The organism is uncultured Phycicoccus sp., assembly GCF_947495705.1.
Classification (GTDB): Bacteria; Actinomycetota; Actinomycetes; order Actinomycetales; family Dermatophilaceae; genus Phycicoccus.
Window position 1 is genome coordinate 337,957 of sequence record NZ_CANLZR010000001.1, and the last position, 13,942, is coordinate 351,898.

Sequence of the window (13,942 nt, forward strand, 5' to 3'; positions counted from 1 at the left end):
AAGGTGTGGACTCGCACCATTTGACAGCGGTACCGGCCGCGCCGGAGACTCACGCCCATGACCGCGCAGCCGCACCTGCAGCTCGTCGAGACGGTGCTGCGTCCGGCGCGCGGGACCAACGTCTTCGAGTCCACGGTGGAGCAGCTCGCGACGGCGATCCGGCTCGGGGTGCTCGTCGACGGCGACCACCTGCCGCCCGAGCGCGAGCTCGCGGACCGGCTCGGGGTCGCCCGCAACACCCTGCGCGACGCCATCGCCGCGCTCCGTGACGCGGGGTTGGTCCAGACCCGCCGCGGCCGCGGCGGGGGCACCGTCGTCACCTACGCCGGGCCGTCGGTCGCCCCGGCCGAGGGGCCGCGCCCCCGGGTGGGGATCGCCCTCGCCGACGCCCTCGACTTCCGACGGGTCGTCGAGCCGGGGGCCGCCCGCCTCGCCGCGCTCCAGCCGATCAGCGGGGAGCAGCGGGCCGGGCTCGTGGCGGCCGTCCAGGACGTCCGCGCCGCGGACGGCGACAGCGCCCATCGGCTGGCCGACAGCCGGCTGCACCTGGCGATCGCGACCGCCTCGGGGTCGCCGATGCTCGTCGAGGCGGTGACCCGGGCCCAGTCCGCGCTCGGCGAGCTGCTCGCGGCGATCCCCGTCCTGCGCACGAACATCCAGCACTCCCACGACCAGCACGACGCCATCGTCGATGCCATCCTGTGCGGGGCGGCCGACGCGGCCCGCTCGGCCATGGAGGAGCACTGCGACGCGACGTCGGCGCTGCTGCGTGGCTTCATCGGATGACCGGGAGGACGACCATGCCGAGCTCCATCCACCGCGGCGGACCGCCACAGCTGACCCTCGAGCAGCTGCGCGCCGACATCGCCGACGGCACGGTCGACACCGTCATCGTCGCGTTCACCGACATGCAGGGCCGGCTCCAGGGCAAGCGGCTCCACGGCGCGTACTTCCTCGACCACGTCCTCGAGGCGGGCACCGAGGGGTGCAACTACCTGCTCGCCGTCGACGTCGACATGAACACCGTCGGCGGGTACGCGATCTCGTCCTGGGAACGCGGCTACGGCGACATGTTCTTCGACATCGACCTCGACACCCTGCGCCGCACCCCGGGGCACCCGGCCTCGGTGACGATCCAGAGCGATCTCTCGTGGCTCGACGGCACCGGCGAGGTGCTCCAGTCACCCCGCAGCATCCTCAAGCGGCAGGTCGCCGCCGCCGCCGACGGGGGCTGGGCCGCCTACGCCGGCACCGAGCTCGAGTTCATCCTCTTCGAGGACTCCTACGAGCAGGCCTGGGACCGCCGCTACCAGGGGCTCACCGGCGCCAACCGCTACAACGTCGACTACTCCATCCTCGGCGGCAGCAAGGTCGAGCCCGTGCTGCGCGAGGTGCGCAACGAGATGTACCGCGCGGGGATGACCGTCGAGTCGGCCAAGGGCGAGTGCAACTTCGGGCAGCACGAGATCGGGTTCCTCTTCGACGACGTGCTCCGCACCTGCGACAACCACACCGTCTACAAGACGGGGGCCAAGGAGATCGCGGCCCGGCACGGCCAGTCCCTGACGTTCATGGCGAAGTTCGACGAGCGCGAGGGCAACTCGTGCCACATCCACCTGTCGCTGCGGGGCACCGACGGCGCCGTGGTCTTCGCCGACGACGAGCGCGAGGGGGGCCGGTCCGCGCTGTTCGACCACTTCATGGCCGGGATCCTCGCCACGATGCGCGAGCTCACGTACTTCTACGCGCCGAACATCAACTCCTACAAGCGGTTCGCCGCCGGGTCCTTCGCGCCCACCGCGGTGGCCTGGGGCACCGACAACCGGACCTGCGCGCTGCGCGTCGTCGGGCACGGCGCGGGGCTGCGGGTCGAGAACCGGGTCCCCGGCGGCGACGTCAACCCCTACCTCGCGGTGGCGGCCATGATGGCCGGCGGGCTCCACGGCATCCGGGAGCAGCTGGCCCTGCCGCCGAGATGCGACGGCAACGCCTACGTCGGTGACTACGACCACGTCCCGACGACGCTCGCGCAGGCCCGCGACCTGCTCGCCACGAGCGAGGTCGCGCGGGCCGCGTTCGGCGACGAGGTCGTCGACCACTACGTCAACGCCGCCGACGTCGAGATCGCCGCGTTCGACGCCGCGGTCACCGACTGGGAGCGGGTCCGAGGATTCGAGAGGTTGTGAGCACCCCACGATGAGCACCACCACGCACGACGTCATCGACCCCGCCACCGAGGAGGTCGTCACGACGATCGACCTCGCGGGGGTCGAGCAGACCGACGCCGCCGTCGCCCGCGCCGTCGAGGTCGGTCCCGCCTGGCGCGCCGTGAGCCCGGCGGACCGCGGCATGCTCCTGCGCCGGTTCGCCGACGCCGTCGAGGAGCACCGCGAGGAGCTGGCGCGGCTCGAGGTCCGCAACGCCGGGCACACCATCGGCAACGCCCGCTGGGAGGCGGGCAACGTCGTCGATGTCCTGCGCTACTACGCGGCCGCCCCGGAACGTCTGTTCGGGCGGCAGATCCCCGTGGCCGGCGGGCTCGACGTGACGTTCAAGGAGCCGCTCGGCGTCGTCGGGATCATCGTGCCGTGGAACTTCCCGATGCCGATCATGGGCTGGGGGATGGCCCCCGCGCTGGCCGCCGGCAACACCGTCGTCCTCAAGCCGGCCGAGCTCACCCCCCTCACCGCCATGCGGATCGGCGAGCTGGCCCTCGAGGCCGGGATCCCCGAGGGCGTCCTCACCGTGCTGCCCGGCGCGGGCCGGGTCGTGGGCGGGCGCTTCGTCACCCACCCCGACGTCCGCAAGGTCTGCTTCACCGGCTCGACCGCCGTGGGCCAGGGGATCATGCGCGGGGCCGCCGAGCACCTCAAGCGGGTGACGCTCGAGCTCGGCGGGAAGTCGGCCAACATCGTCTTCGCCGACGCCGACCTCGACAAGGCCGCCGCCGCCGCCCCGATGGGCTTCCTCGACAACGCCGGCCAGGACTGCTGCGCCCGGACCCGGATCCTCGTCCAGCGCTCGGTGTACGACGCGTTCATGGAGCGGTTCGAGACCGCGCTCCAGGACGTCGTGGTCGGCGACCCCGGCGACGAGGCCACCCAGATGGGCCCGCTCGTCAGCGCCCGCCAGCGCGAGACGGTGCGCGGCTACGTCGACGGCACCGGCGGGCACGACGCCGTCGACGTCGCCTTCCGCGGCACGGCCCCCGAAGGGGCCGGCTGGTGGTACCCGCCGACCGTCGTCCTCCCGGGCGGCACCCAGGACCGGATCTGGCACGAAGAGGTGTTCGGGCCGGTCGTGGCGGTGCTGCCGTTCGAGGACGAGGCGGACGCCGTCGCCAAGGCGAACGACACGGCGTACGGCCTCGCCGGCTCCATCTGGACCCGGGACGTCGGGCGGGCGCTGCGCGTCGCGCGCGGCGTCGAGGCCGGCAACCTCTCGGTCAACAGCAACAGCGCGGTGCGCTACGCCACCCCGTTCGGCGGGTTCAAGGCGAGCGGGCTCGGCCGCGAGCTCGGGCCGGACGCCCTGGACGCGTTCACCGAGGTGAAGAACGTCTTCATCTCCACCGACGACTGACCGTCGCGGACCACTCACCCCACCCACCCCACCAACCCACCAACCAAGGAGTCACCGTGGCAGGCAGGATCGCGGGCAAGGTCGCCGTCGTCACCGGCGGATGCTCGGGCATCGGGCTGGCGACCGTCCGCCGGTTCGCGCAGGAGGGGGCGAGCGTCGTCGTCGCCGACCTCGCCGACGACACCGGCGAGGCGCTCGCGGCCGAGATCGGCGGCACCTACGTCCACTGCGACGTCGCCGACAAGGCGGACGTCGACCGGCTCTTCGCGACGGCGCTCGAGCGGTACGGCCGGGTCGACATCGCCTTCAACAACGCGGGGATCAGCCCGCCCGAGGACGACTCGATCCTCGACACCGACCTCGAGGCCTGGCGCCGGGTGCAGGAGATCAACCTCACCTCGGTCTACCTCTGCTGCAAGGCCGTGCTGCCGATCATGATCGAGCAGGGCTCCGGCTCGATCATCAACACCGCCAGCTTCGTCGCGGTCATGGGGGCCGCCACCTCCCAGATCAGCTACTCGGCGTCCAAGGGCGGCGTGCTGTCGATGACCCGCGAGCTCGGGGTGCAGTTCGCCCGGCAGGGGGTGCGCGTCAACGCCCTGTGCCCGGGGCCGGTCAACACCCCGCTGCTCCAGGAGCTCTTCGCCTCCGACCCGGAGCGGGCGGACCGGCGGCTCGTCCACGTCCCGATGGGGCGCTTCGGCGAGCCGGAGGAGATGGCCAACGCCGTGCTGTTCCTCGCCTCCGACGAGTCGAGCTTCATGACGGCGTCGACGTTCCTCGTCGACGGCGGCATCTCGGGCGCCTACGTCACGCCCCTGTGAGGCGTCGATGAGCGCCCGGCCCGTCGTCGGCATCACGTCCTACGTCGAGGACATCGACCGCGCGCCGTGGGTCGGCCAGCGCAGCGCCGTGCTGCCGCACCGGTACGTCGCGCAGGTCGAGGCCGCCGGCGGCATCGCGGTGGTGCTGCCGCCGCGGCCGGACGTCGACGACGACCTGGCCCGAGCGGTGCTCGCCCGGGTCGACGCCCTCGTCATCGCCGGCGGTGCGGACCTGCAGGCGGGCCTGTACGGCGAGCCGGCCCACCCGTCCTCGCAGGCGCCCCGTCCGGACCGGGACGCGTGGGAGACCGCCCTCGTCCGGGCGGCCGAGGCCCAGGACGTGCCGGCGCTCGGCATCTGTCGTGGGATGCAGGTGATGGCCGTCGCGACCGGCGGGCGTCTCGTGCAGCACCTGCCCGACGAGGTCGGGCACGACGCGCACAGCCCACGCCTCGGGGTCTACACCTCACACCACGTGACCCCGGTGGCCGGGACGAGCCTCGCGCGGATCGTCGGCGACGGGCCGCTCGACGTCCCGACGTACCACCACCAGGCGGTCGTGCCCGAGAGCATCGCCGGCAGTGGCTGGGTGCCCGCGGCGTGGCACGAGGACGGCACGCTCGAGGCGATGGAGTGGCCCGCGGCGCGCTTCCGGCTCGCCGTCCAGTGGCATGCCGAGGAGGCCGAGGGCGCGGAGCTCTTCGCGGCTCTCGTCAGCGCCGCTGCCGACGCTGCTGCCGACGGGGCGCGCGGACGGCCCTGACGGTCTCGGGCCAGCGGAGCCGGCCGGCGGGCGTCGAGGTGAGCCCGGACCCCCGGGTCAGGCCGCGCGCGGCCAGCCCCTCGCGCACGTCGTCCCGGTGGGCGGCCGAGCCGGCGAGGCGCTCGGCGATAGCCGACGGGTCCTCGTGGTCGGTGTGCGGGAGGCCCTCGTCACGGAGCGCCCCGAGGACCTCGGGCTGGGGGAGGAGCCGGCGGCCGTGGACGGGCAGGCTCAGGACCCCGCCGCTCGCCTCGTACACGTGGTACCGCGCGGGACGCAGCCCCCCGGCCAGCACGAGCGGGTAGCGCGTCCCGGTGAGCTCGACCCGGTCGTAGTGGGGCTCGGTGGCGTCGATGGCGGCGAGCTGGTGGTCGTCGAGCAGCTGGAGGACGACCGGAGTGCGGGCGCGGGACCGGTGCACGGGCGCGGCCGGCACGTAGCCGCCGCGGGAGACGTAGGCGGTGTGCCCGACCGCCAGGTGGCGCACCACCCCGGTCAGGAGCGGCACGACAACGCCGATGCCGCGGCGGGTCAGCTTGTGGCGGACGACCGATGCGACGGCGTTGGACCCCACGGCGAGGACCGGCGTCCGCTCCGCGAGCGGGGTGGCGCCCAGCCGGCCCAGGAGCCGGTCCAGGGAGTCGGGCCCGGCGCCGGGCGGCAGGTCGCACCGGGCGCAGCCGTCGGAGCGGGCGGAGCCGAGGGAACGGGACGGCCGCGGGCGGACGGTGTGCGCGCAGTCCCCGACGACCAGGCGTGGCCCGGGAACGGGCACGCCGGGGTAGGCGAGGGGGGTGCGGGTCAGGTCGCCGCCGTGGTCGCTCATCGACCGCTCCATGCGTTGGGGGGGGTGTCGTCCCACTCATCAGGATACGCGCTGGCGCTCGATCGCCCTGGGGGAGAATGCGTGCATGAGCAGGATCAACAGGCTGGCCGTGGCCGCCGGGGCCGCGAGCGCCCTCGGCGCGCTCGCCGCGGCCGGGCGCGGGATCGGCGCCGCGATGGGGGCCCGGCCGGACGGGGCCCGCCTCGAGCGGATGCGCAGGTCGCCGCAGTACCGCGCGGGGGCCTTCCACAACAGGCGCCGCGGCGTCGCCACGCTTCCCGCGACCCAGCGCGAGATCCTGGAGCGGTACCGGGCCAACACCGAGACGCGCCGCCCACCCGGGCCCATCCCCGTCGTCAGCGCGCACCGCGAGCCGGCCGCCAGCGGCCTGCACGTCACCTGGTTCGGCCACGCGAGCTGCCTCGTCGAGATCGACGGGGTCCGGCTGCTGCTGGACCCGGTGTGGAGCGAGCGGTGCTCCCCGAGCCAGCACGTCGGCCCGCGCCGCCTCCACGCGACGCCGGTGTCCCTCGAGCGGCTCGGCCGCGTCGATGCGGTCGTCATCTCGCACGACCACTACGACCACCTCGACATGGCGACCATCCAGACCCTCGCCGACACCACGGACGCGGTCTTCGTCGTGCCGCTCGGCGTCGGCGCCCACCTCGACGTGTGGGGCGTGCCGAGCCGCCGGGTGGTCGAGCGCGACTGGGGGGAGTCCCACGACGTCGGCCCGGTCCGGGTCACGGCGGTCGAGGCCCAGCACTTCTCGGGCCGGGGCCTGCGCCGCGACGGCACGCTGTGGGCGTCCTGGGTCCTCGCGTCGCCGGGCGGCACGGTCTTCTTCAGCGGCGACACCGGCTACTTCGACGGGTACGCGCAGATCGCGGCCGACCACGGGCCGTTCGACGTCTCGCTCATGGCGGTCGGCGCGTACGACCAGGCCTGGCGCGACATCCACCTCGACCCGGAGGAGGCCGTCCGGGCCACGGCCGAGCTCGACGGCGGGCTGCTCGTCCCGATCCACTGGTGCACCTTCGTCCTCGCCCCGCACCCGTGGGCGGAGCCGGTCCAGCGTCTGCTCACGGCGGCGACCGCGGCCGGGGTCCCGGTCGTCGTGCCCCGGGTCGGCGACCGGCTCGACGTGGCCGCACCGCCGCCGCTCGAGCCGTGGTGGGAGGCCGTCGCGGCGCCGGTGCCGGTGCGCTGACCCGGCCACGATGTGGACACGTCGTGCTCGCACACCCCGGCGCGTGCGACCCTGGGCGGGTGACGTTCCGTGACGCGGCCACCACCGCGATCATTATCGGCTAGCGCGACGAGACCTCCTCGTCGCGCAGACCTCCCACACCCGGGGGGTCTTTTTGTTGGTACGGGCGTCACACCCCCCGGTGGAGGCCCGTCCGGCAGACCGGGCCACCCACCCACCCCGTGGGCGGCCCGGGCGGCGCCGGCCGAGAATGGACACGAGACGGCACGCGTCGACGCCCCGGCCCGCACGGGCCGGGGCCCGGACGCCGGGAGACCGGCCCGAGCACGGTGAGTGACATGACCGACCTGCACGTGTACGACACGACGCTGCGCGACGGCGCCCAGCAGGAGGGGCTCAACCTCTCCGTTGCCGACAAGCTGGCCATCGCCACGCACCTCGACGAGCTGGGGGTCGGCTACATCGAGGGCGGCTGGCCGGGCGCCAACCCCAAGGACACCGAGTTCTTCGCGCGCGCCGCCCGCGACCTCACCCTGCGCAACGCCACCCTGGCGGCGTTCGGGGCCACCCGGCGCGCCGGCGGCCGGGCCGACACCGACCCGCTCGTGCGGGCGCTGCTCGACAGCCAGGCCGAGGTCGTCACCCTCGTCGCGAAGTCGCACACCGGCCACGTCGAGCGCGCCCTGCGGACCACGCTCGCCGAGAACCTCGCGATGATCCGCGACACCGTCTCGTTCCTGCGCGGCGAGGGCCGGCGGGTGTTCCTCGACGCCGAGCACTTCTTCGACGGCTACCGCACCGACCGCGCCTACGCCCTCGAGGCGGTCCGGGCGGCGGTCGAGGCCGGGGCCGAGGTCGTCGCCCTCTGCGACACCAACGGCGGGCTCCTGCCCGGCGACGTCGCCGAGATCGTCGACGACGTCGTCCGCACGACCGAGGCCCGGGTCGGCATCCACTGCCACAACGACACCGGCTGCGCGGTCGCCAACTCGATGGCGGCGGTCGAGGCGGGGGCCACCCACGTCCAGGGGACGATCAACGGGTACGGCGAGCGCACCGGCAACGCCGACCTGCTGACGGTCGTCGCCAACCTCCAGCTCAAGCAGGGCCGGGAGCTTCTCGACCCGCACCGGCTCCAGGACGCGACCCGCATCGCGCACGCCATCGCCGAGGTGACGAACGTCCCGCCGTACTCGCGTCAGCCGTACGTCGGGTCCAGCGCGTTCGCGCACAAGGCCGGCCTGCACGCCAGCGCCATCAAGGTCGACCCGGACCTGTACCAGCACCTCGACCCCAAGCACGTGGGCAACGACATGCGGATGCTCGTGTCCGACATGGCCGGGCGGGCCTCGATCGAGCTGAAGTCCCGCGAGCTGGGCTTCCACCTCGACGCCACCGACGAGGCCGACGCCGCCACGCTGCGCCGGGTCCTGGCGACGGTCAAGCAGAAGGAGCTGCGCGGCTACACCTTCGACGCGGCCGACGCCAGCTTCGAGCTGCTGCTGCGTCGCGAGGTCGACGGGGCGCTGCCGGGGTTCTTCGAGGTCGAGTCGTGGCGGGTCATCACCGACGCCCGCGGCGAGGACGACGCGCTCTCGGAGGCGACCGTCAAGGTCCGGGCCGCGGGGGAGCGGCACGTCGAGACCGGCGAGGGCAACGGCCCGGTCAACGCGCTCGACCACGCGCTGCGGATGGCGCTGGCCGCGACCTACCCCGAGATCGGGCACCTCGAGCTCATCGACTACCGGGTCCGCATCCTCGACGCGGCGCACGGCACCGACGCCGTGACCCGGGTGCTCATCGAGACCTCCGACGGCACGACGTCCTGGACGACGATCGGGGTCGCGGCGAACATCCTCGAGGCCAGCTGGGACGCCCTCGTCGAGTCGGTCACCTACGGCCTCGTCCGGGCCGGCGTCGCCCCCCGCTGAGCTGCCCGCCGTACACACATCGACCAATAGGTCACCCGGGGTACGGGTCGGTCTGTCCGCGCATCGACCGATAGGTCACGCGGGGTACGGGTCGGGGCGTACCTGACGTGACCTATTGGTCGAAGTCAGGTCAGGCGGGGTACGGGGGCTGGAAAGCGTGGGCTGGGCGGCTGGGGGGCTGGGAGCCGGCGATGCCGGGGCGCAGCGCGGCCGCGAGGCGCAGGGCGATGCGGTCCCGCTCGTCCTCGGTCACGAGGGTCCCGACGGCTCCCGGGCCGAGGTGGCGGAAGATCGCCGGGCCCCGTGACTCCTCCGGCTGGTCCGGCATGCGGGGGACGAGGTGGACGTGCAGGTGCCCGAAGCCCTGCGCCTCGGAGAACTGCATGACGTAGGTCTTCGCGCACCCGAGCTCCGAGCGCAGGGCCGCGGTGAGCCGCCCGAGCAGGTCACCGAGCTCGGCGTGGGCCGCTGCGGGCAGCTCGTCGAGCGCGCTCACGTGCGCCCTGGCGTCGAGGACGAGCCACCCGGGCAGGGACGTGTCGAAGGCGTGGGCGACCCGCCAGTGGTCGGTGACGGCGACGCGCTCGCGGGGCGGCAGGTCGGTGCGGGCGTTCTCGGAGCAGACGAAGCAGTCGGGCACCGGGGGAGGCTACGGGACGGCTCGGGTGCCCGCGCGCTGGGCCGCGGCCCGGCCGGCCGCCGGTGGTGACACCGCGTCGAGGACGTCGAGCAGCCGCCGGCGCAGGGCGTTGGAGCGGCCGGTGAACGCGCGCTGGCGCTCGAGGTACTCGGCCTTCCCCTCCGCCGTCTCGATCGGGACCGGGGTGTACCCGAGCTCGCTCAGGTCGTAGGGGGAGGCCTGCATGTCGAGGATGCGGATCTCGCGCGCGAGGTCGAACGCATCGGCGGTGAGGGCGCTGGGGACCAGGGGCGCGAGCTTGTACACCCACTTGTAGACGTCCATCCCGGCGTGGAGGCAGCCGGGCTGCTCGTAGGCGACCTGGTCCGCACGCGTCGGGCGCAGCTGGTTGCGGGGCGCCGCCGAGTCGGTGAAGAACCGGTAGGCGTCGAAGTGCGAGCACCGCACGGTGTGCCGCTCGAGCACCTCGTCGGTGCCGGCCGCTCCCAGGCGCAGCGGCCAGCGTGCGTGCCGCACGTCGTCGGCGGGGAGGCGGTGCACCATCGCCCACTCGTGGAGGCCGAAGCAGCCGAGGTGCGCCGGGCGGGAGAGGGTGGCGGCGAGCAGGTCCCGGACGAACCCCACGGTGGACCCGCGGGCGTCCAGGAAGGAGCCGACGTCGAGCACGACGTCGTCGCCGACCACGAGGTGGTGCCGCCAGCCGGCCCGCTCGGTGTCGGCCGCTCCCTCGAGGACGACGCCCGCCCCGGGGTGCCACCGTCGGAGCTTGGCGGGGGAGTGGCTGTAGTAGCGGAACAGGAAGTCCTCGACGGGGTGGGCGCGCCCGTCCGTGCGGCGCTCCCGATGGCCGGCGGTGGCGGCGTCGACGCGCGCCGCGTGGGCGTCGACGCGGGCCGCCCAGTCGGCGCGGGACAGGACGATGGGCACGCCGCCACGGTAGCCCGCGCGGGGACACCGTGCGGGCCTCGGTCGTTGGGCGGGGCAGGATGGTGTCCCTGACCCCGGAGGTGCTCTCGGTGCGACGTCCGCTCCTGCTGTCCGTGCTCGCCGCGGCGCTCGTCCTCGCCGGCTGCGGTGGCGCGGACGAGGCCGCGGCGCCGGCGGCCCCTGCCGCATCCGCCCCCGCGCCCTCGGCGAGCCCGACGGAGGCGCCCTCCGACCCTGCCGAGGACCCGCTGGGGCGGACGTACCTCGCCCTCGGCGACTCCCTGGCCGCGGGCTACCAGCCCGGCGGCACCGAGCTGCGCGACAGCGCCTACCCCGCCCTGGCGCTGTCGCGCCTCGACCGGGCCGGGGCCGAGCTCACCCTCGAGAACCTCGCGTGCTCGGGTGAGACCACCGACTCCTTCCTCGACGGCGGCAAGTGCGACTACGCCGCCGGCAGCCAGATGGCGCAGGCCGAGGCGGTCCTCGCCGAACGCGCGGGCGACGTCGCGCTGGTCTCGATCGACCTCGGCGGCAACGACCTGCTCCGCTGCGTGCGCGAGACGGCCGTCGACACCGCGTGCACGAAGCAGGGGCTCGCCGGGGTCGCCGAGAACCTCCCCGAGATCCTCGACCGGCTGCGCGCTGCCGCAGGCCAGGACGTCCCCGTGCTCGTCCTCGGCTACTACAACCCGTGGCTGGCCGCCTCCTACCTCGGTGAGGGCGAGGGCCAGCTCGACGCCGCGACGTCCGCGTACACCGCCCTCGACCGGGCGATCACGAAGGCCGCGACGGAGGCCGGCGCGACGCCGGTACCCCTGACGTCGGCGTTCAAGCTCGACGACGCCACGCCGACGACCTTCGGCGGGCGCGAGGTCCCGACCAACGTCGCCCAGGTGTGCACGCTCACCTACATCTGCACCGCGTTCGACATCCACCTCACCGACGAGGGCGCCGCCGTCGTCGGCCGGGTGCTCGCCGCGGCCGCCACGAAGGCCGGCGTGACCTGACCCCTCCGCCACCCAGGTGGCGTGACCGCGGACGAGCGGCGGGTCGTAGGCTCGGCGCATGCGTATCGCGAGGTTCACGATCGGGGACGACCCCGTCTACGGGTTGGTCGACGGAGCGGGCGAGAAGATCGCCGAGGTCACCGGGGACCCCCTCTACCAGCGGATCGAGCTGACGGGCGCCACGCACCTCGTCGAGGACGTGCGGCTGCTCGCGCCGGTCATCCCGCGGAGCAAGGTCATCGGGTTCGGCCGGAACTACGCCGAGCACGCGGCCGAGATGGGCGGGGAGCCGGCCGAGGAGCCGCTGATGTTCCTCATCCCGAACACCGCGGTCGTCGGGCCGGGCGACCCGGTGGTGCTGCCCCCGCAGACCTCGGAGGTGTCGTACGAGGGCGAGCTGGCCGTCGTCGTCGGCCGGCTGTGCAAGGACGTCGAGCCGGACGACGCGCTCGGCGTCATCTTCGGCTACACCTGCGCCAACGACGTGACCGCCCGTGACCTCCAGCGCTCGGACGGGCAGTGGGGGCGGGCCAAGGGCTTCGACACGTTCTGCCCGCTCGGGCCGTGGGTCGAGACCGACCTCGACCCGTCGGCGCTCGGGCTCGTGACCCGGCTCGAGGGCGAGGTCGTCCAGGACGGCTCGACCGCGGACATGGTGCACGGGGTCGCGGCCCTGGTGTCGTACGCCTCGAAGGCGTTCACCCTGCTGCCGGGCGACGTGATCCTCACCGGGACCCCCGCCGGCGTCGGCGCGATGGTCGCGGGCCAGCGCGTCGAGGTGGAGGTCGAGGGCATCGGCACGCTCTCGAACCCCGTCGTCCGTCACTGAGCGCGCGCCGGCGGGGAGAGACCCGACAACCCACGAGGGCGTACTGTCGAGGGTGCGGAGCCGTCCAGGCTTCCTCTCAGAGAGATACCCCCATGAGCGACAAGTCGCCGCGGCACACGATGTCGAAGAAGTCCGGGAAGTCCATCAAGGAGAAGCGCGCCGAGAAGCGCAGCAAAGGGGCTGAGACCACCTTCTCCGACGTGATCCACCCGAAGAAGAAGTGACGCTCCTCGGGCTCGGGGTCATCGGCTCGTCGGCCAAGGAGAACGAGCACCGGCTGCCGCTCCATCCCGACCACATCCCCGGGCTGGACGCCGACCTGCGGGCCCGGATCACCCTGGAGCACGGGTACGGCGCCCGGTTCGGCGCGAGTGACGCCGCGCTGGCCGACCACGTCGGCGGGTTCGCCTCCCGCGCCGAGATCCTGGCCGGCTCCGACGTGGTGCTGCTGCCCAAGCCGCAGCACGCCGACGTCGCCGCGCTCGGGCCCGGACAGGTGCTGTGGGGCTGGCCGCACTGCGTCCAGGACCCCGAGCTCACCCAGCTCGCGATCGACCGGCGACTGACCCTCATCGCCTTCGAAGCGATGAACCACTGGACCCGCGACGGCGCGGTCGGCCTGCACGTCTTCCACAAGAACAACGAGCTCGCCGGGTACTGCTCGGTGCTGCAGGCGCTCGAGCTCGCCGGGCTCACGGGCGACTACGGGCGCCGCCTCAGCGCCGTCGTCATCGGGTTCGGGGCGACGGCCAGGGGGGCGGTCACCGCCCTGAACGCCCACGGCGTGCACGAGGTCGCCGTGCTGACCCACCGGCAGGTCGCCGCCGTGGGGTCGCCGATCCACTCGGTGCGGATCCGCCAGTTCGACCCCGACCCCGACGGCGAGCACCTGAGCCACGTCATCACCGAGCGCGGCCGCGAACCGCTGCCGGCCTACCTCGCCGAGAACGACATCGTCGTCAACTGCACGCTGCAGGACACCGCGCACCCGGTCGTGTACCTGCGCACCGCGGACCTGGACGCGTTCCGCCCCGGGAGCGTCATCGTCGACGTCTCGTGCGACCTCGCGATGGGCTTCGAGTGGGCGCGTCCGACGACCTTCGAGGAGCCGACCTTCGTCGTGGGCGACAACGTCCTGTACTACGCGGTCGACCACAGCCCGTCGTACCTGTGGAACTCCGCGACCTGGGAGAACAGCGCGGCGGTGATGCCGTTCCTGCGCACCGTGCTCGAGGGTGGCGCCGCCTGGGACGCCGACGAGACGGTGAGCCGGGCCATCGAGATCCGCGACGGCCTCGTGGTCAACCCCGCCATCCTGTCCTTCCAGGGGCGGGCCGCCGAGCCGCCCTACGCCGTGGTCTGAGCGCACCACCGGGTGCGACCGGCGGGCCGGTTCCCTCATA

At 73.8% G+C, this 13,942-nt stretch carries 14 protein-coding genes; 11 read left to right on the forward strand and 3 right to left on the reverse strand.

What is annotated here, in order from left to right; translation table 11 throughout:
• The first annotated feature begins 57 nt into the window (after positions 1 to 57).
• Genes Q0963_RS01660 through Q0963_RS01680 form a run of 5 tightly spaced genes read left to right on the forward strand, consistent with a single transcriptional unit; the run spans position 58 to position 5,169 of the window.
• Complete coding sequence (locus tag Q0963_RS01660; RefSeq protein WP_299441525.1) at positions 58 to 786, forward strand: FadR/GntR family transcriptional regulator; 729 nt, start codon at positions 58 to 60, stop codon at positions 784 to 786.
• Between the two features lie 14 nt (positions 787 to 800).
• Entirely contained in the window at positions 801 to 2,186 is a 1,386-nt protein-coding gene (locus Q0963_RS01665; protein ID WP_299441528.1) for a glutamine synthetase family protein, read from the forward strand.
• A gap of 10 nt (positions 2,187 to 2,196) precedes the next feature.
• A complete protein-coding gene (locus tag Q0963_RS01670; protein ID WP_299441530.1) occupies positions 2,197 to 3,582 on the forward strand; it encodes an aldehyde dehydrogenase in 1,386 nt (461 codons plus the stop codon).
• Positions 3,583 to 3,638: 56 nt separating this feature from the next.
• Positions 3,639 to 4,406: a 3-oxoacyl-ACP reductase gene (locus Q0963_RS01675; protein WP_299441533.1), complete on the forward strand. Its 768-nt coding sequence runs from the start codon at positions 3,639 to 3,641 to the stop codon at positions 4,404 to 4,406.
• Between the two features lie 7 nt (positions 4,407 to 4,413).
• Positions 4,414 to 5,169, forward strand: coding sequence for a gamma-glutamyl-gamma-aminobutyrate hydrolase family protein (locus Q0963_RS01680; RefSeq protein ID WP_299441536.1), 756 nt, complete (start codon positions 4,414 to 4,416; stop codon positions 5,167 to 5,169).
• Here the strand turns inward: Q0963_RS01680 and Q0963_RS01685 are convergent.
• Positions 5,120 to 5,995 carry a hypothetical protein gene (locus tag Q0963_RS01685; protein ID WP_299441538.1) on the reverse strand — a complete coding sequence of 292 codons (876 nt, stop codon included), beginning with the start codon at positions 5,993 to 5,995 and terminating at the stop codon, positions 5,120 to 5,122. The two genes, Q0963_RS01680 and Q0963_RS01685, sit on opposite strands and share 50 nt — an antisense overlap.
• Before the next feature lie 85 nt (positions 5,996 to 6,080).
• Between Q0963_RS01685 and Q0963_RS01690 the strand changes: the two genes are divergently transcribed.
• A complete protein-coding gene (locus Q0963_RS01690; protein ID WP_299441541.1) occupies positions 6,081 to 7,205 on the forward strand; it encodes an MBL fold metallo-hydrolase in 1,125 nt (374 codons plus the stop codon).
• Between the two features lie 338 nt (positions 7,206 to 7,543).
• On the forward strand, positions 7,544 to 9,136 hold the full coding sequence (cimA, locus tag Q0963_RS01695; RefSeq protein WP_299441544.1) for a citramalate synthase: 1,593 nt from the start codon (positions 7,544 to 7,546) through the stop codon (positions 9,134 to 9,136).
• A gap of 130 nt (positions 9,137 to 9,266) precedes the next feature.
• On the opposite strand, the gene Q0963_RS01700 is transcribed toward cimA, so the two are convergent.
• Both Q0963_RS01700 and Q0963_RS01705 read right to left on the reverse strand, forming a co-directional pair.
• Entirely contained in the window at positions 9,267 to 9,776 is a 510-nt protein-coding gene (locus tag Q0963_RS01700) for an HIT family protein (RefSeq protein WP_299441547.1), read from the reverse strand.
• A gap of 9 nt (positions 9,777 to 9,785) precedes the next feature.
• Positions 9,786 to 10,703 carry a 3-methyladenine DNA glycosylase gene (locus Q0963_RS01705; RefSeq protein ID WP_299441550.1) on the reverse strand — a complete coding sequence of 306 codons (918 nt, stop codon included), beginning with the start codon at positions 10,701 to 10,703 and terminating at the stop codon, positions 9,786 to 9,788.
• 89 nt (positions 10,704 to 10,792) lie between these two features.
• Between Q0963_RS01705 and Q0963_RS01710 the strand changes: the two genes are divergently transcribed.
• The 4 genes from Q0963_RS01710 to Q0963_RS01725 all read left to right on the forward strand — a co-directional run bounded on the left by Q0963_RS01710 (position 10,793) and on the right by Q0963_RS01725 (position 13,902).
• Entirely contained in the window at positions 10,793 to 11,710 is a 918-nt protein-coding gene (locus tag Q0963_RS01710; protein ID WP_299441553.1) for a GDSL-type esterase/lipase family protein, read from the forward strand.
• Between the two features lie 58 nt (positions 11,711 to 11,768).
• Positions 11,769 to 12,539: a fumarylacetoacetate hydrolase family protein gene (locus Q0963_RS01715; protein WP_299441556.1), complete on the forward strand. Its 771-nt coding sequence runs from the start codon at positions 11,769 to 11,771 to the stop codon at positions 12,537 to 12,539.
• A gap of 92 nt (positions 12,540 to 12,631) precedes the next feature.
• On the forward strand, positions 12,632 to 12,763 hold the full coding sequence (locus tag Q0963_RS01720) for a hypothetical protein (RefSeq protein ID WP_299441559.1): 132 nt from the start codon (positions 12,632 to 12,634) through the stop codon (positions 12,761 to 12,763).
• A complete protein-coding gene (locus tag Q0963_RS01725) occupies positions 12,760 to 13,902 on the forward strand; it encodes a N(5)-(carboxyethyl)ornithine synthase (RefSeq protein WP_299441562.1) in 1,143 nt (380 codons plus the stop codon). Before Q0963_RS01720 ends, Q0963_RS01725 begins: the two co-directional genes overlap by 4 nt.
• Positions 13,903 to 13,942: the final 40 nt, after the last annotated feature.

Bases quoted from the DNA above. Each gene is read 5' to 3' on its own strand.
- Q0963_RS01720 (WP_299441559.1), top strand. From the start codon at position 12,632: ATGAGCGACAAGTCGCCGCGGCACACGATGTCGAAGAAGTCCGGGAAG.
- Q0963_RS01715 (WP_299441556.1), top strand. From the start codon at position 11,769: ATGCGTATCGCGAGGTTCACGATCGGGGACGACCCCGTCTACGGGTTG.
- cimA (WP_299441544.1), top strand. From the start codon at position 7,544: ATGACCGACCTGCACGTGTACGACACGACGCTGCGCGACGGCGCCCAG.
- Q0963_RS01690 (WP_299441541.1), top strand. From the start codon at position 6,081: ATGAGCAGGATCAACAGGCTGGCCGTGGCCGCCGGGGCCGCGAGCGCC.
- Q0963_RS01660 (WP_299441525.1), top strand. From the start codon at position 58: ATGACCGCGCAGCCGCACCTGCAGCTCGTCGAGACGGTGCTGCGTCCG.
- Q0963_RS01685 (WP_299441538.1), bottom strand. From the start codon at position 5,995: ATGAGCGACCACGGCGGCGACCTGACCCGCACCCCCCTCGCCTACCCC.
- Q0963_RS01665 (WP_299441528.1), top strand. From the start codon at position 801: ATGCCGAGCTCCATCCACCGCGGCGGACCGCCACAGCTGACCCTCGAG.
- Q0963_RS01680 (WP_299441536.1), top strand. From the start codon at position 4,414: ATGAGCGCCCGGCCCGTCGTCGGCATCACGTCCTACGTCGAGGACATC.
- Q0963_RS01670 (WP_299441530.1), top strand. From the start codon at position 2,197: ATGAGCACCACCACGCACGACGTCATCGACCCCGCCACCGAGGAGGTC.